19 protein-coding genes and 1 tRNA gene are annotated in these 22,457 nt (G+C 64.6%); 17 read left to right on the forward strand and 3 right to left on the reverse strand.

Going from position 1 to position 22,457, the window contains the following annotated elements:
* Genes AC1DGP_RS28905 through AC1DGP_RS28930 form a run of 6 tightly spaced genes read left to right on the forward strand, consistent with a single transcriptional unit; the run spans window position 1 to window position 6,480 of the window.
* Window positions 1–1,023, forward strand: coding sequence for a LacI family DNA-binding transcriptional regulator (locus AC1DGP_RS28905; RefSeq protein WP_441507860.1), 1,023 nt, complete (start codon window positions 1–3; stop codon window positions 1,021–1,023).
* Entirely contained in the window at window positions 1,016–2,608 is a 1,593-nt protein-coding gene (locus AC1DGP_RS28910; protein ID WP_441507861.1) for an acyl CoA:acetate/3-ketoacid CoA transferase, read from the forward strand. The genes AC1DGP_RS28905 and AC1DGP_RS28910 overlap by 8 nt, the downstream gene beginning before the upstream one ends.
* Window positions 2,605–3,378 (forward strand): enoyl-CoA hydratase/isomerase family protein, encoded by a 774-nt coding sequence (locus AC1DGP_RS28915; RefSeq protein WP_441507862.1) that lies wholly within the window; start codon window positions 2,605–2,607, stop codon window positions 3,376–3,378. Before AC1DGP_RS28910 ends, AC1DGP_RS28915 begins: the two co-directional genes overlap by 4 nt.
* A gap of 3 nt (window positions 3,379–3,381) precedes the next feature.
* Entirely contained in the window at window positions 3,382–4,137 is a 756-nt protein-coding gene (locus AC1DGP_RS28920) for a 3-ketoacyl-ACP reductase (RefSeq protein ID WP_441507863.1), read from the forward strand.
* Window positions 4,138–4,154: 17 nt separating this feature from the next.
* Entirely contained in the window at window positions 4,155–5,315 is a 1,161-nt protein-coding gene (locus AC1DGP_RS28925; RefSeq protein ID WP_441507864.1) for a dihydrodipicolinate synthase family protein, read from the forward strand.
* Between the two features lie 31 nt (window positions 5,316–5,346).
* Window positions 5,347–6,480: an AGE family epimerase/isomerase gene (locus tag AC1DGP_RS28930; RefSeq protein ID WP_441507865.1), complete on the forward strand. Its 1,134-nt coding sequence runs from the start codon at window positions 5,347–5,349 to the stop codon at window positions 6,478–6,480.
* A gap of 83 nt (window positions 6,481–6,563) precedes the next feature.
* Here AC1DGP_RS28930 and AC1DGP_RS28935 read toward each other — a convergent pair whose 3' ends face one another.
* On the reverse strand, window positions 6,564–7,589 hold the full coding sequence (locus tag AC1DGP_RS28935) for a helix-turn-helix transcriptional regulator (protein WP_441507866.1): 1,026 nt from the start codon (window positions 7,587–7,589) through the stop codon (window positions 6,564–6,566).
* A gap of 420 nt (window positions 7,590–8,009) precedes the next feature.
* Between AC1DGP_RS28935 and AC1DGP_RS28940 the strand changes: the two genes are divergently transcribed.
* The 10 genes from AC1DGP_RS28940 to AC1DGP_RS28985 all read left to right on the forward strand — a co-directional run bounded on the left by AC1DGP_RS28940 (window position 8,010) and on the right by AC1DGP_RS28985 (window position 19,059).
* Window positions 8,010–8,300, forward strand: coding sequence for an STAS domain-containing protein (locus tag AC1DGP_RS28940; RefSeq protein ID WP_441507867.1), 291 nt, complete (start codon window positions 8,010–8,012; stop codon window positions 8,298–8,300).
* A 5-nt stretch (window positions 8,301–8,305) separates the two neighbouring features.
* A complete protein-coding gene (locus AC1DGP_RS28945; RefSeq protein ID WP_441507868.1) occupies window positions 8,306–8,671 on the forward strand; it encodes a response regulator in 366 nt (121 codons plus the stop codon).
* Complete coding sequence (locus tag AC1DGP_RS28950; RefSeq protein ID WP_441507869.1) at window positions 8,668–10,722, forward strand: chemotaxis protein CheA; 2,055 nt, start codon at window positions 8,668–8,670, stop codon at window positions 10,720–10,722. The genes AC1DGP_RS28945 and AC1DGP_RS28950 overlap by 4 nt, the downstream gene beginning before the upstream one ends.
* On the forward strand, window positions 10,722–11,204 hold the full coding sequence (locus AC1DGP_RS28955; protein ID WP_441490254.1) for a chemotaxis protein CheW: 483 nt from the start codon (window positions 10,722–10,724) through the stop codon (window positions 11,202–11,204). Before AC1DGP_RS28950 ends, AC1DGP_RS28955 begins: the two co-directional genes overlap by 1 nt.
* Window positions 11,205–11,258: 54 nt before the next feature.
* Window positions 11,259–13,463, forward strand: coding sequence for a HAMP domain-containing methyl-accepting chemotaxis protein (locus tag AC1DGP_RS28960; protein WP_441507870.1), 2,205 nt, complete (start codon window positions 11,259–11,261; stop codon window positions 13,461–13,463).
* Window positions 13,464–13,548: 85 nt separating this feature from the next.
* Window positions 13,549–14,028, forward strand: a complete 480-nt coding sequence (locus tag AC1DGP_RS28965; RefSeq protein ID WP_441507871.1) for a chemotaxis protein CheW — start codon at window positions 13,549–13,551, stop codon at window positions 14,026–14,028.
* A 17-nt stretch (window positions 14,029–14,045) separates the two neighbouring features.
* The gene (locus tag AC1DGP_RS28970; RefSeq protein ID WP_441507872.1) at window positions 14,046–14,918 is read left to right on the forward strand and encodes a CheR family methyltransferase; all 873 of its coding nucleotides are present in this window, start codon (window positions 14,046–14,048) and stop codon (window positions 14,916–14,918) included.
* The gene (locus tag AC1DGP_RS28975) at window positions 14,915–16,021 is read left to right on the forward strand and encodes a protein-glutamate methylesterase/protein-glutamine glutaminase (protein WP_441490250.1); all 1,107 of its coding nucleotides are present in this window, start codon (window positions 14,915–14,917) and stop codon (window positions 16,019–16,021) included. The genes AC1DGP_RS28970 and AC1DGP_RS28975 overlap by 4 nt, the downstream gene beginning before the upstream one ends.
* Before the next feature lie 29 nt (window positions 16,022–16,050).
* Window positions 16,051–17,775 (forward strand): coiled-coil domain-containing protein, encoded by a 1,725-nt coding sequence (locus AC1DGP_RS28980; protein ID WP_441507873.1) that lies wholly within the window; start codon window positions 16,051–16,053, stop codon window positions 17,773–17,775.
* 174 nt (window positions 17,776–17,949) lie between these two features.
* Window positions 17,950–19,059 carry a linear amide C-N hydrolase gene (locus AC1DGP_RS28985; protein ID WP_476769382.1) on the forward strand — a complete coding sequence of 370 codons (1,110 nt, stop codon included), beginning with the start codon at window positions 17,950–17,952 and terminating at the stop codon, window positions 19,057–19,059.
* Between the two features lie 135 nt (window positions 19,060–19,194).
* Here the strand turns inward: AC1DGP_RS28985 and AC1DGP_RS28990 are convergent, their stop codons facing one another.
* Window positions 19,195–20,199, reverse strand: a complete 1,005-nt coding sequence (locus tag AC1DGP_RS28990) for a SphA family protein (RefSeq protein ID WP_441507875.1) — start codon at window positions 20,197–20,199, stop codon at window positions 19,195–19,197.
* Between the two features lie 465 nt (window positions 20,200–20,664).
* Window positions 20,665–20,751 (reverse strand) — tRNA-Leu (locus tag AC1DGP_RS28995).
* 1,160 nt (window positions 20,752–21,911) lie between these two features.
* Here AC1DGP_RS28995 and AC1DGP_RS29000 point away from each other — a divergent pair.
* Window positions 21,912–22,304, forward strand: coding sequence for a hypothetical protein (locus tag AC1DGP_RS29000; RefSeq protein ID WP_476832798.1), 393 nt, complete (start codon window positions 21,912–21,914; stop codon window positions 22,302–22,304).
* Window positions 22,305–22,457: the final 153 nt, after the last annotated feature.

The following is a 22,457-nucleotide window of genomic DNA, read 5'->3' on the forward strand; positions in this document are numbered from 1 at the left end:
ATGTCCCGGCCCACGCTGATCGAAGTCGCGGAACAGGCGGGCGTGTCGAAGTCGACCGCTTCGCTGGCGCTGCGCGGCGCCCCGGTTTCGGCCGAGGCGCGCGAGCGGGTTCAGCGCGCCGCGTCCCAGCTGGGCTATATCTATGATCGTGCCGCTGCCGCGATGCGGGGCGCTCGTTCGGGCACGATCGGGTTGATCGTCTTCGATCTTGCCAACCCCTTCTATTCGGAGCTCGCCGCCGGCGTGTCCGAGAGCCTGGAGGCGGAGGGCGCGCTCGTTCTGATCGCCGACACGCGCGAGGATTGCGGACGGCAGTCACGAATCCTGACCCGGATGCGCGAACATCGGCTCGACGGGCTGATCCTCTGCCCGTCGACCGGCAGCGATGCGTCGGAATTGAGAGCCCAGATTCCGTCCGACCTGCCGCTGGTCCAGGCGTTGCGCCATGTCGAGGGATTGGTCTCGGATTATTCCGGCGCTCAGAACGCGGCAGGTACGCAGGCCATTGGTCGCCATCTGCTGGGGCTCGGTCACAGGCACATCGCCTTCGCCGGGCATAATGACGAAACCTCGGTCCAGCGCGAACGTTTCGCCGGCCTGAAGCAGGCGACCGACGAGGCGGGTCTGCCGCCGCCGATCTCCATCGCCTGTCCGCCGACGCTGGCAGGCGGCGTGGCTGCTGCGGAGATCGCCCTGGCGCTTGGTCCGCAGCCCACGGCGCTCGTCTGCTTCAACGATCTCGTGGCGATCGGTGCGACGCTGGCGCTGGCGCAGCGCGGCATGACACCGGGCCGCGAGCTCTCGATCACCGGCTTCGACGACATCATGGAGGCGGCCTTGCGGACGCCAGCCCTGACCACGGTTGCGATCGAGCCCCGCAACCTTGGACGCAAGGCGGCCGAACTCGTGCTCGAGCGCCTCGACGATCCGAACGCGCCGCCGAAGACCTGCCTTCAACCCGCTCACCTCATCGTCCGGAACACGACGGGCGCCCCCTTCCTCCCTGGACATCGCCATGTCTAAATCTGTCATCACCGCGCAGGCCGCGGCCCGCCTGATCCCCGACGACGCCGTCGTCACCGTCTCGTCCTCGTCCGGGTTGAACTGTCCCGACGCCGTGCTCAAGGCGATCGGCGAACGCTTCAAGGCGGAGGGGCATCCGCGCAATCTGACGACGCTGCACCCGATCGCCGCCGGCGACATGTACGGCATCGACGGCATCGACCATCTCGCCCAGCCAGGCCTGCTCAGCGCGATCCTGGCCGGCTCCTATCCGTCCGGCCCGTCCTCGCTTCCGTCCCCGCGGATCTGGTCGATGATCGGCAGCAATGAGATTGCGGCATGGAACGTTCCATCCGGGATTCTCTTCGACATGCACCGCGATGTCGCGGCAAGACGAGCCGGCGTCCTCACCAAGGTCGGGCTCGACACCTTCGTCGACCCGCGGCGCCATGGCTGCGCCATGAACGACGCGGCACGCGCCCGTCCCCCGGTGGTAAGCGTCGTCGCGTTCGGCGGCGAGGAGTGGCTGCACTTCCCCAATATCGTACCGAAGGTCGCGATCATTCGCGGCACGACGGCCGATGAGCGCGGCAATATCAGCATGGAACATGAGGGCGCACCGCTCGGCGCGCTCGACCAGGCCATGGCTGTCCGCAACCATGGCGGCATCGTCATCGCCCAGGTGAAGCGTGTCGTCGCAACCGGTTCGCTGCCGACGCGCCAGGTTGTGGTGCCGGGACATCTTGTCGACCACGTCGTGGTCGACCCCGACCAGCGTCAGACCACCGGAATCGACTATGACCCCGCGATCAGCGGCGAGATCCGCGTGCCGGCTTCGGCTTTCGAACTGCCGGAGTTCGGCATCGAGACCGTGATCGCCCGGCGCGCGGCGATGGTGCTGCGTTCTGGCTGGGCGGTGAATCTCGGCTTCGGCGTCTCGGCCGTGGTTCCACGCGTGCTGCTCGCCGAAGGGCAGGCCGGCAGCGTCACCTGGGCTATCGAGCAGGGTGCGGTCGGCGGCATGCCGTTGACAGGCTTTGCCTTCGGATGCGCGGCCAATGCCGACGCCATCCTGCCTTCACCCCAGCAGTTCACCTATTTCCAGGGGGGCGGCTTCGACTGCGCGCTGCTCTCCTTCCTCCAGATTTCCGCCGCGGGCGACGTCAATGTCTCGCGGCTGGGCTCGAGGCCCTATCTGACGGCTGGCGCCGGTGGGTTCGTCGACATCACGGCTCACGCCAAGCGCGTTGTCTTCAGCGGAACCTTCACCACGGGTGGGCTCGATGTTGCGATTGCCGATGGCGGTTTGACCATCAAGCGCGAAGGCAAGCTCAGGAAGTTCGTGCCGGAGGCCGAGCATGTCACCTTCAGCGGCCGCCGCAGCCGAAGCGTTGGCACGGACGTACTCTATGTCACCGAGCGCTGCGTTTTGCGCCTCACCGATGAGGGGCCGGAGGTGATCGAGATCGCCAACGGCATCGACCTGAAGCGCGACGTTCTGGAGCAGGCGGATATTCCGCTTAGGGTCGCCGCCGATCTCAGGCCGATGGATCCTCGCCTGTTCGATCCGGCCCCGATGGGTCTCGTCCTTGGAGTCAGGCCATGAGCGAAGAGCTTTCATTCGACGTCCGGGGACCTGTCGCCAGCATCACCTTGCGGCGCGCGGCCAAGCTCAATGCCTTGACGCCGGCGATGCTCGACGGACTGATCCGTGCCTGCGACGCCATCGAGGCCGACCCGGCCATTCGCTGTGCCGTGCTGCTGGCAGAGGGCAAGGCCTTCTGCGCGGGGGCCGATATCAATGCGTGGTCGGGCCTGACGCCGATCGAGATGTGGCAGCGCTGGATCGTGCCCGGTCATTCCGCGTTTGGCCGTCTCGCTGCGTTGCGCGTTCCGACGCTCGCGGTCGTCGAGGGCGCCTGCTTTGGTGGCGGCCTCGAACTCGCGCTGTGCTGCGATATCAGGATTGCGTCGCATCAGGCGATGTTCGCGATGCCTGAGGTTTCGATCGGGACACTGCCGGGCTGGGGCGGAACCGGGCGCCTGCCGCGCGCGGTCGGGCTGCCTCGCGCCAAGCAGATGATCTTCTCCGGTGAGCGGATCGATGCGGCGCGGGCGGAAGGCTGGGGGCTCGTCAACGGTGTCTTCGAAGGCGAAGGGGCACGCGCCGAGGCTTCGCGCCTGGCGGACCTGATCGCGGGACGCGCACCGGTCGCGGTCGCGGCTGCGAAGCTGGCGCTCTCGGTGCATGAGAACGATGCGCCGTCACGCGCGCTCGAGGCGCTGGGCGGAGCGATTGCGTCGGCGACGCAGGATGCGCGCGAGGGGCTGGCATCATTCCGCGAGAAGCGGGCTCCGAACTGGCAGGGGCTCTGAGACATGGCCATCGCCAGCGTCACGGGAGCAGGCCGCGGCATCGGTCAGGCCATCGCGATCGCGCTGGCCAGGGCCGGCTTCGATCTCGTCCTGAACGATCTCAGCGAAGAGGCATTGGCAGAGACCGCGGCGGCTGTGGTCGCGTGCGGTCGCAGCCATGCGCTGGTCGCCGGTGATATCGGAGCAGACGCTGCGCGGATCGGCGACAGCATGGCCGGCGCGCTTGGCCCGCTGCATTGCCATGTCAACAATGCCGGCGTGCCGATGCGCCAGCGCGGCGACCTTCTCGAAGGTGGCGCTGACGAGTTCGATCATGTGATGGGGATCAACCTGCGCGGCACGTTCCTGCTGACGCAGGCGATCGCCCGGCGCATGGCAGGCGAGGCCGCATCGCCTGGCACCGCGCGCAGCATCATCACTGTCACCTCCGCGAGCGCGATTCTGGCGTCACCCGAGCGCGGCGCATACTGCATCTCCAAGGCGGGCGCCTCGATGATGGTCAAGCTCTTTGCCTTGCGGCTCGCCGAACATGGCATCATGTGCCACGAGATCCGGCCCGGCGTGATTCATACGCCAATGACCGCGCCCGTCTCCGCGCGCTATGACGCGATGATCGCCGACGGCCTGACCCCGGTTGCCCGCTGGGGCGAGGTCGAGGATGTCGCTCGCACCGTCGCCTCCCTTGCTACCGGCGCACTCCCCTTCAGCACGGGCGACGCCTTCCATGTCGATGGCGGGCTCCATCTCCACCGCTTGTGACAGCGCCGAGGTCTTCAATGCCGAACCTTGTCCTACCCGTCGCGCCTGGGCGCAGCGAAACCTTCAGCCTGTCGCCGGCGCGCGCCTTCGAGCGGCACGAGGGCCCGTTCACACGCGTGGCCTATGCTGCGCCCCATGTCGTGGTGGATGCATCGGCCGAGCACGATCCCTGGCTCGATGCAGCGATCGATTGGGAGCGCACCATCGCCTTCCGCCGGCATCTCTGGTCGCTGGGTCTTGGTGTCGCCGAAGCGATGGATACCGCGCAGCGCGGTATGGGACTTGGCTGGCCTTCGGCGCTGGAGCTCGTCCGCCGCAGCGTCGAGGCGAGCCGGGATTTCCCGGGGGCGCTGATCGCTTCGGGCGTCGGAACCGACCACCTGGAGCCGGGGCCGGGCGTCACGGTCGATGACGTGCTGCGGGCCTATGAGACCCAGTGCGAGGCCGTCGAAGCGCTCGGTGGGCGCATCATCCTGATGGCGTCGCGCGCGCTGGCCGCCGCGGCACGCGGGCCGGCCGATTATGCCCGCGTCTATGGGCGCATCCTGTCGCAGGTGCGCGAGCCGGTCGTCCTGCACTGGCTCGGCGACATGTTCGATCCCGCCCTGGCAGGCTACTGGGGCGGGGCCGAATTCGAGACCACCATGGCTACGGTGCTCGACATCATCGCTGCCCATTCCGACAAGGTTGCCGGCATCAAGATCTCCCTGCTCGACAAGGACAAGGAAATCTTGATGCGCCGCCGCCTGCCGGCCGGAGTGCGCATGTTCACCGGGGACGACTTCAACTACGCCGAGCTGATCGAGGGAGACGAGCACGGGCACTCCGATGCGCTGCTTGGCATCTTCAACCCGATTGCGCCGGCTGTGAACGCGGCGCTGGGCGATCTTGCGCGCGGCGAGCAGGAGCGCTTTCGCAGGACACTGGCGGCGACCGTTCCGCTCAGCCGCGAAATCTTCACGGCCCCGACACGCTTCTACAAGACGGGTGTGGTCTTCATCGCCTGGCTCAACGGTCATCAGGACCATTTCACAATGCTGGGCGGGCAGGAGAGCACGCGCTCGATTCTGCATCTCTCGCGGGTCTTCAGGCTGGCCGATCAGGCCGGCATCCTGATAGATCCCGAGAAGGCTGTCGCACGGATGCGGCATCTGCTGGCGACACATGGCGTGGCTTGAAGACGTGACGATGAATCCTGCGGCAGCCGGAATGCCTGATTTCGCTTCTCGCAGAGGCCGCGCCGGACGCTGGCTGACCGAGGAACTGCTTCCAGGCTGGGCGCGGGTTGCCCGTCATCCCATCGGCGGTTTCGTGAGCGGGCTGTCTGGATCCGGCGAGCCTTTGATCGGGCAGCCGCGGATGCTGCTGGTCCAGGCTCGCCTTGCCTACAGCTTTGCAGTGGCACACAAGCTCGGTGTGCCGGGCGACTGGGCGCTGAAGGCCGCGAAGGATGCCTTCGCCGTGATCGTCGACGCGTTGCGCTCGGCGGATGGCGGCTTCAGGCAGAGCACCGGGCCCGAAGGGGCGACCCGCGACTTCTACGATCATGCCTTCGTGGCCTTCGCCTCTGCCTGGATGGAGCACGTGACCGGCGATGCCGGCTATCGTTCCGTTCTGCGCGAGACCATCGCCTTTCTCGACGATCGGATGGCTCATCCGGCCGGCGGCTATCGCGAGAGCCTCGAGCCCTCCGCTGGCCCTCGTCGCCAGAACCCGCATATGCACCTGCTCGAGGCGCTGCTTGCCGCATGCCGGGTCACCGGCGAAGCCGAGTGGCTTCTGCGGGCGCGGGGCATCGTCGATCTCTTCCTGGCGCATTTCTTCGACGTGCGTACCGGTTCGCTGATCGAGTTCATGACCGAGGACCTGGCGCCCTGCCCGGGGGAAAAGGGCGACTGGCGCGAGCCGGGTCACCATTTCGAATGGGTCTGGCTCCTGCTCGAATACCATGCTCTCTCTGCCGATGATCGGGTGCTTGCCCCCATCGAGCGGCTCTACGCCTCGGCAATGCAGCATGGCGTTCGGGGCTTCGCGGATGGCCGGGTGGGGGTCATCGAGGCGATGAGCGCAGCAGGCGATCCTCTGTCTCTCGATCGTCTGCTGTGGCCGCAGACCGAGTATGTGAAAGCCGAGATCGCGCGGGCGCGGCATTTCGGCGACGGCGACGCGGCGAAGCGCGCGGAACGTCACTTCACGGAGATCCGGGAGCTCTTCTTCGGCAACGGCGCACTGCTCTGGGCGAACCGCCTCGGTCCTGACGGTGGTTCGCGCGAGGATATCGTCCCGACGCGCGTCCTCTACCATGTCGCCTTTGCGGCGGCGGAGCTGGAGCGTGGCGCCTGAGCCGCCTGTTTGACGGTTGAAGTCGCTAAGCTCGAATTCCTGTCCCGGAGATCCCCGGCGAGCCCCCTTCGTCGCTTCGGCATCTAGGGCTTCACGGCTCCCTTCGGTTGCGGCAGCTGGCTGAGCTGGGTGCGCAGTGCCACCGCGCTTAGGCCAAAGGCTGCTTCGAACTGCGTATTGAAGCGCGTGAAATTGGAGAAGCGCCAACGCCGCGCAATCTCGCCGACGCGTTCGCCGGAATGGCCCTCGATCTCGCGTTTGACGGCCTCTAGCCGCACCGAGCGCTCGTACTCGGAGATCGACATCCCCAGGAACTTCTGAAAGCCGTATTGCAGGGCCCGCAGGCTGACGCCGGCGACCGCCGCAAGCTGCTCGGGGGTGATCGGCCTGCGGGCATTCTCCCGGATGAATTCGATGGTCCGCTTGACGTGCTTTGGGGCGATGACATGCGAGCCCCGTTCCAGCGCCTTGGCGTGATTATGGGGCAACACCTCCAGGATGAGGTCTGCCAGCAAGGCGCTCAGGCGCCTCGCGCCATGTGGAGCATCCTGCAGCAACCGGACCAGCATCGAAAGGTCGAGCCCCACGAGGAAGCGACGCAGGGCGTCGACTGAGGGCTGCTCCAGATCAAGCTCAGGCTCGAAGCTGAGCTTGCGCATGACCGGCGCCCCGGTCAGTTCGAACAGACGGTTGGTCAGCAGGTTTCTGTCGATGAGAACGGAATAGTTTTCCGAATGGGCTGAACGATGCAGCGCCTTGGTCTCGCCCACATCGAAGATCGCGGCCTGCTGCTTTTCGCAGCGAATGACGCGATCTCCGAGCTCGATGCTCGTCGAACCCTTGAGCGCCACCAGCAGCTGATATCCCCATGGACTTTGCCGTGGCTGGATTTCGACGGCATTCTCGAAACTCGTACGGGTAAGGACAATCCCGTCCGACGCTTGATTCAGTGCATTGATCTCAATTCGTCCAGAGGACTCATTCTGCGGCGAGATCGAGAGGCTCACTCCGCATGCTGCAAAGTGGTCCATGGCTTCGTGAGGGTCATGGGTGACGAAATGAAGCAGCGTCTGGCGCCGCGCTGTCGAGCGGTGATGGGCGCGCGTCATCACACCGTTCTCGACCTCGGCTCGCGGCACAGATCGCCGGCGGAAGCAAGCGTACTGGCGAGCCCTTGGCTGCATGGCAGCTTCCGACATCGCAGGTGTCGACCCATCTGAAAGCCCCTAGGCCGACCGGATTGCCTGAATCCGCCGACGATTTTTTACAGTAGGCGAAGCGAGAGGACAGATTGCGCAAACTGGATTCGCCGGGCGCAACTGCCTGACAAACAGCGCAATATCTGATTCGCGGTTAATATATCGATCAGAATTGAAGGTAAAGATTGGCCCTATCAAACGTTTCAGACCTAAACTATCTCGATTGTTTGTATGTAATCCTGCTGTAATTCGGCAGAATTTCGTGCGCGGTCGGAGATTGAATCTTGTTGGTCATAAGGAACGAAGGTCAAGATATAGAAGGTTCAATTCGTGCTGACGTTAATGCTTCCAGCAGATTGCTCGCTACGAATGGTAGGTCATCTGTTTGATCAGATGACCTCTGCTGTTCAGGCCGAGGCTGAGGTCGAAATCGATTGTTCGGCCCTTGCCGTGATCGATCTCGCCGGATTGCAGCTTCTGATTTCGGCTGGCCGGACCGCACGAGCGGCGGGCAAGCGCATCTGGCTGCAGGCTCCTTCGGACATCTTGAACGCTGCGCTGGTGCGGGCAGGCATCTCGCCCGCGCAGTTCGGTGACTGCATTCTCATCAACAGGGCTTGAGTGGCATGGCGGCAATTCTGACTGTCGACGATTCTCCGAGCGTGCGGCAGATGATCAAGCTTGTGCTCGCTCCCTCCGGCCATAAGGTCGTGGAGGCGGGTGATGGTTCCGAGGGCTTGGCCAAGGCGAAGGCAGAGCGTTTCGACCTCGTCATCACCGACCTGAACATGCCGGTGATGAACGGCCTGGAGATGATCCGGGGCCTGCGTGCGCTCCCGTCCTTTACGGGGGTGCCGATCGTCTTCCTCACGACCGAGTCCGATGACGGGGTCAAGCAGCAGGCGAAGGCCGCGGGCGCGACCGGCTGGATCACCAAGCCCTTCAAGCCGGAGCAACTGCTTGCGGTTGTCGCCAAGCTGGTGCGGACATGATGGAGCTCGATCCGACCGAAACATTCCGGCAGGAGGCCAGCGACCTGCTGGACAGTCTGGAGGCGGCGCTGCTCGATCTCGGTCAGACGCCCCAGGATAGCGATCTGATCGACGCGGCGTTCCGGGCGCTGCACACTATCAAGGGCTCGGGGGCGATGTTCGGCTTCGACCGGGTCGCGGCCTTCACCCATGATTTCGAAACCGCCTTCGACCTGATCCGCAAGGGCAAGATCTCGGCGGAGCGCGACATCATCACTGTCTCCCTGGCCGCCAAGGACTATATTCGCGCGCTGATCGACGATCCCGACTCGACCGATCCGATCATTGGTGAGGCGATCGTCGAAGAGCTCCAGGCCCTGATCGCCACGGGCGCGAGGGGAGGCACGGCGTCGCCCATCGGTGCTGCCCTCGACGAGCCTCCCGCGGTGGCCGCCGCAGACGGCGCAGGCTGGCTGATCGAAATCGCCTTCGAGCCGGATATCCTGCGCAACGGGACCAATCCGATGGTCCTGCTCGACGACCTCCGCGCGCTTGGCTCATGCAGGATGAGTGCGCATCTCGACGGCGTGCCGGAACTCGGAGCGCTCGATCCGGAGACATGCATGATCGCATGGACGGTCGAGCTTGAGGGGGGCTGTACGCGCGAGGACATCGAGGATGTCTTCATGTTCGTCCGCGATGAGATGAAGCTTGCGATCACGCCGCTCGGCTTGGCGGGATCGGCGGATGCGAAGCGTCCCGCGAGCGCGGAGATCGACGCAGTGGCTGCGGCGGCGCCCGCTGTCCCTGCCGTTGCGAAAGAGTTGCAGCCCGCCCTGACGGAGCGTGCCACTGGCGAGCGGAGCGAGGGCGCCCGTCGCGGTGAGGACAAGACCTCGACCGTCCGCGTCCAGGCCGAGCGCCTGGACGAGTTGATGGATCGCGTGGGCGAACTCGTCATTGCGCAGGCGCGGCTCAGCCAGCTCGCGCATTCCGGAACGGATCTCGCGATCAAATCGATAGCCGAGGAAATCGAGCGCCTGGCGTCCGGCTTGCGCGATTCGACCATGGGGGTGCGCATGGTGCCGATGGGCTCGCTCTTCGGCCGCTTCCGTCGCCTTGTCCACGACCTCTCGCGCGATCTCGGCAAGCCCGTCGATTTCGTGACGGTCGGCGAGGATACCGAGCTCGACAAGACCATGATCGAGCGTCTTGCCGATCCTTTGGTCCACCTCATCCGCAACGCGATCGACCACGGCATCGAAGCGCCTGCGGCTCGCGCCGGCACCACCAAGTCGCCGACGGGGCGGATCGAACTCGCCGCGCGCTATGTCGGGGCGCAGGTGCTCGTCACGGTGCAGGATGACGGCGCCGGGCTCGACGCGGCCCGCATCCGCGCCAAGGCCGAAGAACAGGGATTGATCGCGGCCGGGACGCCCCTGAGCGAACACGAGATCCATCAGTTCCTGTTCCATCCCGGCTTCTCCACTGCCCGGACGATCTCCGCGCTGTCGGGGCGCGGCGTCGGCATGGATGTGGTCAAACGCACGATCGAGGCCATGCGGGGCACGATCGATCTCGCCACCGTGCCTGGCTATGGCAGCACGGTGACGCTGCGGCTGCCGCTGACGCTCGCCATCATCGAGGGCCTGCTGATCCGCGTCGGCGAGGGGCGCTACATCATTCCGCTCTCGGCGGTGGAGGAATGCGTCGAACTGACCGCGGCCGAGGACGCTCGGGCGCGCGGACGCAACTTCCTGAACGTGCGCGGCGACCTGGTGCCCTTCCTGCGGCTGCGCGATCTCTTCGAGGCCGACGGCGAGGCCGACCCGCATCAGAAGGTCATCATCACCACGATGGGGGATACGCGCGTCGGCCTGGTCGTCGACCAGATCATCGGCAGCCACCAGACGGTGATCAAGTCGCTGTCCAAGCTTCACTCCGATGTCACGATGTTCTCGGGCGCCACCATCCTTGGCGATGGTTCCGCTGCCCTCATTCTCGACGTCGCCCAACTTGTTTCGCTCGGCCAGAGCCGCGCCGAGACCGAAAAGACACCGGAGGCGGCGTGATGCAGATTCAGACGCAAGGCGGCGCCGGCCACGGCCCTCACACGGCAGCGGAGACGCGGCTTCAGGTCCTGATGATCGGGCTCGGCAGCGAGATCTTCGCGATCGAGGCCGACATGGTACGCGAGATCATCGACCCGGTTCCCGTCACCCGGGTTGCGGGCGCGCGCGCCTTTCTGCCGGCTCTCATCAATGTGCGCGGCAATGTCATCCCCTTGGCGGATCTGCGCCTGCGCTTCGGCATGGCGCGACGAACCGACACCGCCGACACCCGCATCGTTGTCGTGGAGATCGAGATCGACGGTGATCCCGTTGCGCTCGGGATCATGGCCGACAAGGTCTACGAGGTCACGGAGATTTCAACCGCCCAGATCCAGCAGACACCGCGTCTGGGAATGCACTGGCGGCCGGAATTCATCCGGTTCATCACCAAATGGAACGACGAATTCGTCATCGTTCCCGATCTCGAGAAAATTCTGAGCTGAAGCGCTACCCATCCAGCGCAAGACACCCTTCACGTTGCTTATCGGGGACTGACTATGAGATTGACGATCAAGACTAAACTGGCCGGTGCCTTCGGCATGGTCATTGCCCTGTCCATGGTGGCAGGCGGACTTTCCTATCAGAGGCTGTCCGACATGTCCGAGACGCAGGACGTGCTGATCAATTGGACCAACCGGCTGGACCAGATCAGCGACGTTCGCAGCATGATGAACAGGTCGGTTCGCTCGGAAAAGAATGCCGTCATGGCGGCAACCGACAAGGAAACGCTCGCTCATGCGGCGAGTGCCGTCCAGAACCGCCTCGACGCCGTGAAGCTGAAGGAGCGGATCCAGGCTCAGGCCAGCGACGACGGCAAGCGCCGCTGGGAGGCTCTGACGCCGAAGATCAATCGCTTCTTCGCGGCGCAGGACGAGGTCATCCGCAACGCCAAGCTGAACTCGAACAATCGTGCTGCGGAACTCTGGATCAGCGAGATGACGCCGCTCATCCAGGGCGTGACGGTCGCCTCGACGGCGCTCCTGAGCGAGCTCGCCAAACCGTCCGCTTCGCCCGAGGCGCTGCGGCTGGCTCTCGATTTCCAGTCGGTGCGGCTGGAATGGCTGCGCTTGACGCGGTCGATCGGGCAGCTGTTCGGCGCGACGACCGTTGCCGATGTCGAGAAGCTGCAAAAATCTGCCGAAGTGCAGGCTCGCGACGTTCGCGCTGCGCTCGCCAAGACTGCGGCCCCCATCGCGGAGCAGGGAGTGTCGCCGGCAAACATGCTTGCCGCCTTCGACAAGGGTATCGATTCGGCGCTTCGGATCGCAGCCGTCGCGGGCGAGGCGGGAAACATCAAGGCCAGCACGATCTCGATGGGCGAAGGCAGCGAAGCCGTCACCGAGATGATGGCGGGGCTCGATGAGTATACCGACTTCATCAAGCAGTCCGCCGCGGCGGCGGCCAAGGAAGCAAGCGAACAGGCGGCCTTCGCCAAGACGCTGCTCATCGGCATCATTCTGGGCTCGCTGCTGATCGCCATCATCGCCGCCACCTGGATCGCCCTTGCGATCAGCCGCGGCCTGTCGAGCGCGGTCGGTCTCGCCAATGCGGTTGCGATCGGCGACCTCGGACAGTCGATCTCGGTGAAGAGCAAGGATGAGATCGGCGATCTCGTCACCGCGCTGAACACGATGACGGCAAATCTCAACGACACGGCCGCTGTCGCCAACGCGATCTCCAATGGTGACCTCACGGTCGAGGCCAAGAGGCTGTCGGAGAAGGACACGCTCGGCATCGCTCTCGAGAACATGGTCGAGAAGCTGCGTGATGTCGTCGGGCAGGTGACGAGTGCTGCCGAGAACATGTCTTCGGGCAGCCAGGAACTGTCGGCCAGCGCCGAACAGCTCTCGCAAGGCTCGACCGAGCAGGCCTCTTCGACCGAGGAAGCCTCCTCATCGATGGAGGAGATGGCGGCCAATGTGAAGCAGAACGCCGAGAATGCCAGCCAGACGGAGAAGATGGCCTCGCAGTCGGCGAAGGATGCCGAAGCGAGCGGCGTTGCCGTCGGCAAGGCGGTCGACGCGATGCAGACCATTGCCGCCAAGATCAACATCGTCCAGGAGATCGCCCGTCAGACCGATCTGCTGGCGCTGAACGCGGCGGTCGAGGCAGCCCGTGCCGGCGAGCATGGCAAGGGCTTCGCGGTGGTCGCCTCGGAAGTGCGCAAGCTCGCCGAGCGCAGCCAGGCGGCTGCGGCGGAAATCGGGACGCTGTCGGCCGATACGGTCAAGGTCGCGCAGGAAGCCGGCTCCATGCTGGCCAGGCTGGTGCCTGATATCAAGAAGACCGCCGAGCTGGTCGAGGAGATCACCTCCGCCAGCCGCGAGCAGGATGTCGGCGCTGCCCAGATCAATCAGGCGATCCAGCAGCTCGACAAGGTGACGCAGCAGAACGCAGCCGCCTCCGAACAGGTCTCCGCGACCTCCGAGGAGCTCTCGGCTCAGGCCGAGACGCTGCAGGCCACGATCGCCTTCTTCCGGCTCGATGAAGGCAGCACGCGCAAGAACAGTCAGCGCCCGGTTGGTGTCGACAGGGCGGTCACCCAGCTGCGCGGCAAGGCCACGGCCATGGCGACGGCGATCCAGCCGAAGAAGGCGCCTGTCTCCGGGTTGCGCCCGGCCAAGAAGGTCGTCAATGGCGGCTTCGCCTTTGACATAGATGGCGGCGAGGATCAGCACGACGCCGCGTTCCACCGCGCCTGAGCGGATACCGGCCCCGCCCAGGAGGCGGGGCCGGTCCTGCTGCCCTCCAATCCGCCTGGTTCCCTAGCCGCATCGCGAGTCTTCCATGGCCGACACCGCCCAATACCTGACCCTTGGCATCGATCAGGAGCTCTTCGGCATCGATATCCGCAATGTCCGCGAGATTCTCGACATGCGCCCGATATCGAAGCTGCCACATGCGCCGGCCTTCCTGCTCGGCATGATCGATGTCCGCGGCGCCGGCTACCCGATCGTCGATCTGCGGACCAAGCTCGGGCTGCCGCGCACGGAGCCGACCGACGCGACGCGCATCATCATTCTGGATGTGCCGGTCAAGGGCCGGACGCTGGGCGTCGGCTTCGTCGCCGATCGGGTCTTCGAGGTCACGGGTCTCGACGCCGACCAGACCGAAGCCGCTCCCGATGTCGGCGGTCGCTGGCAGTCGAACTACATCGCCGGGATCGGGCGCAAGGGTGAAGCCTTCATCGTCGTCTTCGATCTCGAGCGCCTGATGGAAGCCGACGGCCTCCCCCTGACCGATCTCGCCGCCGGTAAGGCAGCCTGAGACCGATGGGGCCAACGATGTCGCATTCCTCGGACTATCTGGCTGACAAGCATTTCTCGGCCATCGCCGCGATCATCGAGAGCCGCGTTGGCATCAAGTTGCCGCCGACGAAGCGCACCATGGTCGAGGGGAGGCTGCGCAAGCGCGCCCGCGCGCTTGGCCTGGCGGGGGTGTCCGGCTACGGCGCCCATCTGTTCGAGCGCGGCGGACTCGACGACGAGCTTGTTCACCTGATCGATTGCGTGACCACCAACAAGACCGATTTCTTTCGCGAGCCGAGCCATTTCGAGTTTTTGCGCAATGTCGCCGTGCCGCAGCTGCTGCGGCGGCATGGCTCGCTTCCGGCTGGCCTGAAGGTCTGGAGCGCTGCCTGCTCGACAGGGGCGGAAGCCTATACGGTTGCGATGGTGCTGCAGGACCTGGTGAATGCCGCCAGACCGATCCGCTTCTCGATCCTGGGTACCGACATCTCGACGGAGGTCCTGCGCGAGGCGAGAGCGGCCATCTATCCGCGCCCCTTCGTCGCTCCGGTGCCGCTGGCCCTGCAGCAGCGCTATCTCATGAGATCGAAGGATCCGCGGCAGGACGTCGTCAGGGTCACGCCGGAGCTGCGCCGAAAGGTCCATTTCGAGCGCCTGAACCTGATGGATGAGAGCTATCCATTCGACCGGGACGTCGACGTCATTTTCTGCCGCAACGTGCTGATCTATTTCGACGGGCCGACTCAGAGGGCCGTCATCGAACGCCTCGTGTCGCATCTGCGCCCCGGCGGCTACCTGATGCTTGGCCATTCCGAATCGATGGCGGGCAGTGGCATTGCCGGACTGCAGCAGGTCGTCCCGACCGTCTATCAGGCCGATCCCGCCGCGCCCAGGATGTCAGCAGCATGACCCGCCCACCGATCCGCGTGCTCATCGTCGACGATTCCGCCTCGGTGCGCCAGGTCCTCAGTTCGATCCTGAACGACGATCCGGGCATCGAGGTGATGGGAACGGCGGCCGATGCCTTTGCCGCCGTGCGCCGCCTGCAGAACGAATTGCCCGATGTCATGATCCTCGACATCGAGATGCCGGGCATGGACGGGCTCACCTTCCTGCGCAAGATCATGGCGCAGCGGCCGATCCCGGTGATCATCTGCTCGACCTTGACCGAGGCGGGATCGCGGGCGCTGTTCGATGCGCTCGAAGCCGGCGCGGTCGACGTGCTGCCAAAGCCGCGTATCGACACGCGCAACGCCCTGATCGAGACGGCTGACCGGCTCAGGCACTCCGTCAGGGCGGCCGCGCAGGCGCGGCTGCGCCCCAGGCAGGCCCGCCTGCCCGTCGAGAAGAAGCTGACTGCGGATGTCATCATGCCGCCACCGGTCCCGGGACGTGTCCGTAGCGAGACGGATCGCATCGTCTGCATCGGGATTTCGACCGGGGGGACCGAGACCCTGCGGGAGGTTCTCACCGCCCTGCCGGTCACATGCCCCGGCATTGCGGTGGTGCAGCACATGCCCGAAAAGTTCACCGCCGCCTTTGCCCGGCGGCTGAACGGCATTTGCGCGGTCGAGGTCAAGGAGGCCGAGGATGGCGACGAGCTTCGCGCCGGCCGCGTCCTGATTGCGCCGGGAAATCGTCACATGCTCCTGCAGCGCTCCGGCACGCAGTATCGCGTCGCCATCAAGGACGGCCCGCATGTCTCGCGTCACCGCCCGTCCGTCGATGTGCTGTTCCGCTCGGCGGCCCAGTATGCCGGTGCCAACGCACTCGGCCTGATCATGACCGGCATGGGCGACGACGGTGCCCGCGGGCTGCTCGAAATGCGCAAGGCCGGCGCGCACACGCTCGCGCAGGACGAGGAGAGTTGCGTCGTCTTCGGCATGCCGAAGGAAGCCATCGAGCTTGGCGCAGCCCAGCGCGTGGTCGGCCTTGCGCGGGTCCCGCAGGAAATCATGGCCTGGCCGCATCTCGGGCGCGGCGGGGCAGGCGAGATCGCCCAAACCGCCTGAGGGCTGAATCGCAATGCGTTGGGGGCAGAATGTTCCGGAATAACGAAGGACTACCGAGGTTGATCCAGTCGCTCGATGCGAATGCGCGCGCGATCGATGTGACCTTCGCCACGGCCGGGCAGCAGCTTGGCGAGGGCCTGACGCTGTTCCAGGCACTGAACGAGCAGCTCGCGGCCTTGTCGAGCGAACTCGCAGGCAGCGAGATCGAACAGGCCCGTACGGCGCTGCATCGTCTCGCCGGCGAGCTGCGCACGCTGAACGACGACCTTTCCGCCGAAACCAGCGCGCTTCAGGATCTGTCGATTCACAGCCACAACGCCTCTCAGGCCCTGGAACGGCTGCTCGAGCATATGCGGCTCATCACCATCCTCGCACGCAGCGCGCGGATCGAGGCGATCTCCATTCCGATGGTCGGGAGCGATTTCGGCGACTTCGCCGGCGAGATCGGCACGCTGACTACGCAGGCCCAACGCACGATCGAGCGCTGCGCGCGCGACCAGGCGCAGCTCTGCAGCCTTCTTGATTCCGCACTGACGGCGCAGCGCGAATTCGAAGGACGCTATGGCAGATCCCTGGCAGCCCTGGCGGGCAAGCTCGGCCAGACGCTGGCGGAGGTCATCGAGCGCCAGAGCCGCAGCGTCGCGCTGACGGAAGAGGCTGCCGCGATCTCGGGCCGCATCACATTGGCGACCGGAGGCGCCATCATCGCTCTCCAGTCCGGTGACAGTATGCGCCAGAGGCTGGAGCATGCCATTTCCGGGCTGCGCCTGGGTGAGGCGCCGGGAGCGGTCGGCGACGAGGACGGCGAGACACGCGCCGCCTGTGTCAACGTGCTGCTCCGGCTTCAGTCGGCGCAGCTTGAAGCAGCGTCAGGAGCGCTCGGTCCCGATGTCGAAGAGATCAACAGCGCGCTGATCCTGCTCGACCGCGAGACCACGCAGCTGATCGATCTCGTCAGGTCGCTCTATCGCGGCGGCAATGGCGGGGCCGCATCCTTCCTGGTGGAGCTGGAGGCTGACCTCGCCGAGGCCTCAGTGCTGCTGGGCCGATGCGACATCGCCCGTGCGGGCGTCGATCGCGTCACCGAAGCGGTGGCGAGCGTTCTCGACACCTGCCAGGGCACGGTCGAGGCGCTTGCTGCGACCGCTGCGAATATCGTCCTGATCGGCATGAATGCAGGGCTGCGCGCGGCTCGTATCGGCACCGGTGGGCGCAGTCTCGTGGTGATTGCGCAGGAGTTGAAGTTCGCGGCCGATCAAGTGTCGACCGATTCGCGCAAGCTGACTCCAGCCTTCACGCAGATGCAGGCCGCCTCATCGGTGCTCAAATGCGAGGGGAGGCTCGACGCTGCCTATTTCGCCTCGCGCGACCTGACGATGCGCAGCTCGCTCGCAACCATGCGCCATAGCGGCGACCGGCTCGGTGCGAGCCTGGACGAGCTGCTGCGGGAGGGAGAACGGTTCGGCGCCGTGATCGAGCAGGCCGGATTGTCCTTCTCGAGCACCGGAGCCATGCGTGATCTCATCACGGGGGCGGCGCATGAACTGCTGCGCGCTGCCGGCGCACAACTGCCGGAGACGCATCTGCGCGCGCGGGTCGGGGATTTCATCGAGCAGGAAATCTGGCCGAACTACACCATGGCGGCGGAACGCCAGATCCATACCGCCGTGCTCGAGGCTTGCGGGGTAGTGACCGGGGCGCGTGCGCCGGTCGCCGTGCCTGCAGAAGCGGATGTCGATGAATTCCTGTTCTGAGCCTGTGCGATCCGGCGCCCCCTGGCGCCATTCAGGCGGGGGGCGTCGGCATTAAGTGCAGGTTTACTGACTTTGTTCTTTTCGCTCAAAAGTTGAGCGTTGACCGGAGCCCTTCACGATTATTGGGCTCCCGCCCGCCTAACAAGACAGCCGCTTACCTTGGAGAAACGTGGCATGCGTCTGGGCGGTTGGGGATTTGTTAAACGGGGCATCGCGGCCGCGCTGGCCGGCCTGATGGCCGGCCTGATGGCCGGGGTGATGCCGGTTCAGGCCTGCACGAATATACTTCTGATGGCGGCGGATGGAACGCCGGTCTATGGCCGCACGCTGGAATACGCGATCGAGACCCAGTCCGATGTCGTCGTCGTGCCGCGCAACTACGAGTTCGTCGGGACGCGCCCGAGCAATGTGCCCGGCATCAAATGGACGGCGCGTTATGCCTTTGTCGGCGTCATGAGCTTCGGCCAGCCCTTCGTCTCGGACGGCATGAACGAGAAGGGGCTCGCCGGTGGCGCGCTCTATTTCCCCGATTTCGCCAGCTATACGCCGCCTGAGAAGGCCGATGGGCGCACCGCGCTGGCACCGTGGGAGTTCCTGAGCTGGGTGCTGTCGAATTTCTCGACTGTTGCCGAGGTGAAGGCGGCGCTCGACAAGACTGCGATCATCGATCTGCCTGCGCCGATCGTGAACTTCACCTTGCCCTTCCATTTTCCGATCCATGATGCGACCGGCGCCTCGATCGTCATCGAGCCGATCGACGGGAAGCTGAAGGTCTATGACAACCCGATGGGCGTCCTGACCAATTCGCCGCCCTTCGACTGGCACCTCAACAACATCCGAAACTATGTGAAGATGTCGCCGGTCTCGGCCGACCCATTGAAGATCGGTGGGAAGACGTTTGCGCCGTTCGGTCAGGGCTCCGGCTTGCTCGGCATCCCGGGCGACCCGACGCCGCCCTCGCGCTTCATTCGTGCGCTCGGCTATGCCGCGTCGGCGAAGCAGCTTGCCGATGGTCCGCAGACCGTGCGCCTTGTCGAGCACATCATGAACAATTTCGATATCCCGATCGGCTTCATCGACTCGGCTGCGAAGGGCGGTGAGCTCGAATACACCCAGTGGACCTCGGTCGCCGACCTGCGGGCCAAGAAATACTACATCAAGGGCTACAAGGATCAGGTCCTGCGTGCGGTCGATCTGAACAGCTTCGATCTGGATGCGAAGGCCCTGCGGGTTGCGCCGTTCAAGATCAACCTGACGCCGCCGGCGCTCGAATTCGCCAAGTAGCAGGCGGGAACGAGCAGGCAGGAAAGTTCGGACCTTCGGCCCGCTGCATAAGCCGGCGGCCCGAAGGGGGAGGCCTGCAAGCTGAAACTCTGAACGGCCGCGCTGGCAAGACCGGCGCGGCCGTTCGTCTATTGGCTATCGAGACGCGGTGAGGGGGAGTGACACCGTGAGCAGACCCACCGTCCCGCGCGCCCTGTTCTCCACGCTGAACTCGCGCAGCACCTTGATGCGCGCCGAGATCGGCGTTTTGCCGATCTCGAAATTATACGCGATCGTTCCACCCAGGGCCGTGGTCCGTCCCTTGTAGGCGCCGAGTTGGGCGCCGGCGCCGCTGTCACCCGTAACCTGCTGATAGTGGTAGCCGATGATGCCGGCCGAAATCGCGCTGGTGATAGCCTTCGACGCGGCCCATTCGACGTGAAACTCGGTACCTGTCCGGTAGTCCGTCGCGTGATTGGTGCCGTTGAAGGTCACGCCGACCGCTGTGGAGAGGTCAATGCCCGTTTCCGGATCGAACCAGGTCAGGGCGCCGGAGAGATCGCTCGCCCAGCGATGAAAGGCGAGGTTGGCGAGCTGCCCATTGCGATAGTCGCCGACTGGCACATTGACGAGCGCCGTCGTGCTCCAGTGGAACTTGCCGGAATGCCATCCCAATGTGGCGGACAGGACGGGGTCGCCGACGATGGTCGCCTTGTCGCGGAGCGAGCGTCCGACGACCGTGTTCGTGCGCGGCGAATCGAGTTCGACGCCTGCCGAGACCGCGACACGCCCGACGGGCAGGACGGCGCCCACCGCCAGATTGCCGCCAAAGGCCTGCCACGGCGTCACCCAGGTGCCATTCAGGAAGTCGGCACGCGCCTGACTGCGCACATTCGCGATGACCCTGCCGCCCGTCGGAAGCGATTTCCGCGCATCGAGCTTGGCGTCGTAGGAATAGGTGTCGCTTTCGAAATAGAATCCGGGCGGAGGCAGATATCCCGCCATCGGCCCGCGACCGCCGAGGAGATAGAAACCGGTGCCATTCTCTGCCGCCTGTGCCGCATGGGGCGCCAGGCTCCAGCAGGCTGCCACACCGGCCGCGACAAGCGCGCGCGCCGTCCTCAACCCAAGCGCTGTGCGCTTGGCTTCCCCTCGAAGCATAGTCCCGTCGCCCCTCAACATGCGGCAATGCCGCTCGTCAGCCGAATCAATGACGCGACGTTAGGGCGTTTCCCGTCGTGATGGATATGCGGGGCACGATCTCTCGACGGGTTTTGCTCCGCTTACGGCGCCGTGAGGAGATGAAGGGCTGCAGAGCGTAGACGAAGCGTGCTCCGGCCATGACAGTCTCATCGTCGGACGGCGCTGTGCCCCTGATCCGCGGTTGCACCGGGACGTTGGCGGCGTTGGCGATGGTCTCGAAATGGATGCTGATGGCAGCGTCACGGTGCAGCCGCGCGCGACCTTGAAGAGGTCGGCGGGCGCCCGGATCATCATGTCGTCATACCCCCTCTTGGTAGCGAGGGGGGGTGGTCTTGCAATCGACCTTTGTAGAGCCGCCTGCTGAAGGCAGTCGGCCACAAGTCTTTACAAAACCAAACTCTTCGGCGCCGAAGCGATAAAGAGTGGTGCCCAGGAGAGGACTCGAACCTCCACGCCCTTGCGAGCGCCAGCACCTGAAGCTGGTGCGTCTACCAATTCCGCCACCTGGGCAACGGCGGTTCGTTTACGGGGGCGGATGGAGGCTGTCAACGGCCTGTCGAGTGCTCAAAGACCCCTAAGTTTCCTAACGCGCCAGAAGCCTGCCGCTGACGCACTTCTACACCGTTCAAATACCACACCGTCAAGAGGCCGCTGAGGGGTCCTTGGGGCTATCCCGGATGAGCAGGTTTACTCCTCGACCCACGCCCACAAGGTTCGCTGTCGAAAGCCAGCATCAGGCGCATAAGAGGCCTTCGTCGGTAAGCCTTGGGAAATATATCGTTCGGCCCTCTTAAAACAGTTGGATTGGTCCAATGGCATCGCCTATCCAACAGGGGTAATTTATGAACCACGCAAGTAATCACGACCTCTCTGATGAGGACGCAATCGCTCTCAAGAAGTGCATGCCCATCATTGAGGCCTTCAGGAAGGTCGATCAGCGGATAACGTCTTCGTATATGGCAGCATTCCTTGCCGTTGTTCTCCAGTCCGGTAAGGGCCCCTACGGCCTATGCTCAGGTGCTGGGCACCATTCAGCCTGTGATGTCGAGACTACTCCTTGAGATCGGGCCCAAGGCCCGCGTCAAAGACGAGCCTCTCGGTCTGGTTGATAGGGACGTCTCGGCTCACAGCTTGAGGGATCATGAGTATCTTCTGACACCTAAGGGGCATAAGCTCATGGCCGATCTGCTTGAAATCTTGGCGGCGCACTAAAGCATTGGACTACTTCTGTGGCATGTACCTCCCGAAGGCTATGCCATTCAGTAGCAACGACCTTGGGTTCTGCGGAGCCCTAATGCCGCGGGGGCCGGACCGCCCTAGCTGGAGTGACGACAGATTGGAGGCGGATAGTGAGATCGGAAGTGCTAGCCGCAATGGCAAACGATGAGTTGATGGCAGAGTGTGTCGAGGCGGCCGCAAACCCGACCCACGACCCCGAAGGAAACCAAGCTCTAGTGGAAGAGGCAAGGTGGCGCGGGTCCAATCGGGCGCTGGAACCTGAATTGGTTCAGATGATCGAGGCCGCTCTCCCTCCGATCTCCGTAAGAAAGATGATCCTCGCGAAGTCCACTGGATCGTGCTCTCGGTCGACTGGGTTGCTTCTAGCACTTCGCGCAAAGGTCGCGGCCCGACGCCATCAATACCTATTCCACGGGACATTGAAGAGCCGCTTGGTCAACATCGCGCGAGAAGGGCTCATTCCAGCGCGGCACCCGAAGAGTTGGGGTCAAAAATCGTACATGGAACATGCTGCAAGCGGTGTTTTCTTCACCGTGAACTGGCGCTCGGCGGCCAATTGGATTGGGGCATCGACGTTCGTCAACGGTGCCATCATTCGCCTGCCAGCAGCCGGACTAGAGGTCGAAGAGGATCGCGTCGCTACGTCGCCGGATTGTGTCGTTGCGCGTGGCCAAGCTGTTGATGTTACAGATGCGCAGGTGCTCTTACACCCCTACACCGTCACGAGCTCCTGGGTAACGCTATCGAAGGCTATCGAACTCGGCCGGCAGCAGAGGGGGGCCACGAGCACCCAGAAATCAACGGCTCTGCTTGGTAAGGCCTAACAACACCACGAGACCTTTAGCCCCTTTTTTGAAGCCCCAATGTTTCGTTTGGGGATCGAATTGCTCGCTGGAGGGACCCAAAAGGGGACTCTAAGTCCTCGCGTGCCCAAGAGGGCCCCTGAGCCGCGCCGTGGTCAGCCTGAGCCTAGCGCA

Source organism: Allobosea sp. 05T433, from assembly GCF_056396065.1.

Coding starts and splice junctions, on each gene's coding strand:
- AC1DGP_RS28905 (WP_441507860.1), top strand. CDS start 1: ATGTCCCGGCCCACGCTGATCGAAGTCGCGGAACAGGCGGGCGTGTCG.
- AC1DGP_RS28910 (WP_441507861.1), top strand. CDS start 1,016: ATGTCTAAATCTGTCATCACCGCGCAGGCCGCGGCCCGCCTGATCCCC.
- AC1DGP_RS28915 (WP_441507862.1), top strand. CDS start 2,605: ATGAGCGAAGAGCTTTCATTCGACGTCCGGGGACCTGTCGCCAGCATC.
- AC1DGP_RS28920 (WP_441507863.1), top strand. CDS start 3,382: ATGGCCATCGCCAGCGTCACGGGAGCAGGCCGCGGCATCGGTCAGGCC.
- AC1DGP_RS28925 (WP_441507864.1), top strand. CDS start 4,155: ATGCCGAACCTTGTCCTACCCGTCGCGCCTGGGCGCAGCGAAACCTTC.
- AC1DGP_RS28930 (WP_441507865.1), top strand. CDS start 5,347: ATGCCTGATTTCGCTTCTCGCAGAGGCCGCGCCGGACGCTGGCTGACC.
- AC1DGP_RS28935 (WP_441507866.1), bottom strand. CDS start 7,589: ATGACGCGCGCCCATCACCGCTCGACAGCGCGGCGCCAGACGCTGCTT.
- AC1DGP_RS28945 (WP_441507868.1), top strand. CDS start 8,306: ATGGCGGCAATTCTGACTGTCGACGATTCTCCGAGCGTGCGGCAGATG.
- AC1DGP_RS28950 (WP_441507869.1), top strand. CDS start 8,668: ATGATGGAGCTCGATCCGACCGAAACATTCCGGCAGGAGGCCAGCGAC.
- AC1DGP_RS28955 (WP_441490254.1), top strand. CDS start 10,722: ATGCAGATTCAGACGCAAGGCGGCGCCGGCCACGGCCCTCACACGGCA.
- AC1DGP_RS28960 (WP_441507870.1), top strand. CDS start 11,259: ATGAGATTGACGATCAAGACTAAACTGGCCGGTGCCTTCGGCATGGTC.
- AC1DGP_RS28965 (WP_441507871.1), top strand. CDS start 13,549: ATGGCCGACACCGCCCAATACCTGACCCTTGGCATCGATCAGGAGCTC.
- AC1DGP_RS28970 (WP_441507872.1), top strand. CDS start 14,046: ATGTCGCATTCCTCGGACTATCTGGCTGACAAGCATTTCTCGGCCATC.
- AC1DGP_RS28975 (WP_441490250.1), top strand. CDS start 14,915: ATGACCCGCCCACCGATCCGCGTGCTCATCGTCGACGATTCCGCCTCG.
- AC1DGP_RS28980 (WP_441507873.1), top strand. CDS start 16,051: ATGTTCCGGAATAACGAAGGACTACCGAGGTTGATCCAGTCGCTCGAT.
- AC1DGP_RS28985 (WP_476769382.1), top strand. CDS start 17,950: ATGCGTCTGGGCGGTTGGGGATTTGTTAAACGGGGCATCGCGGCCGCG.
- AC1DGP_RS28990 (WP_441507875.1), bottom strand. CDS start 20,199: ATGCTTCGAGGGGAAGCCAAGCGCACAGCGCTTGGGTTGAGGACGGCG.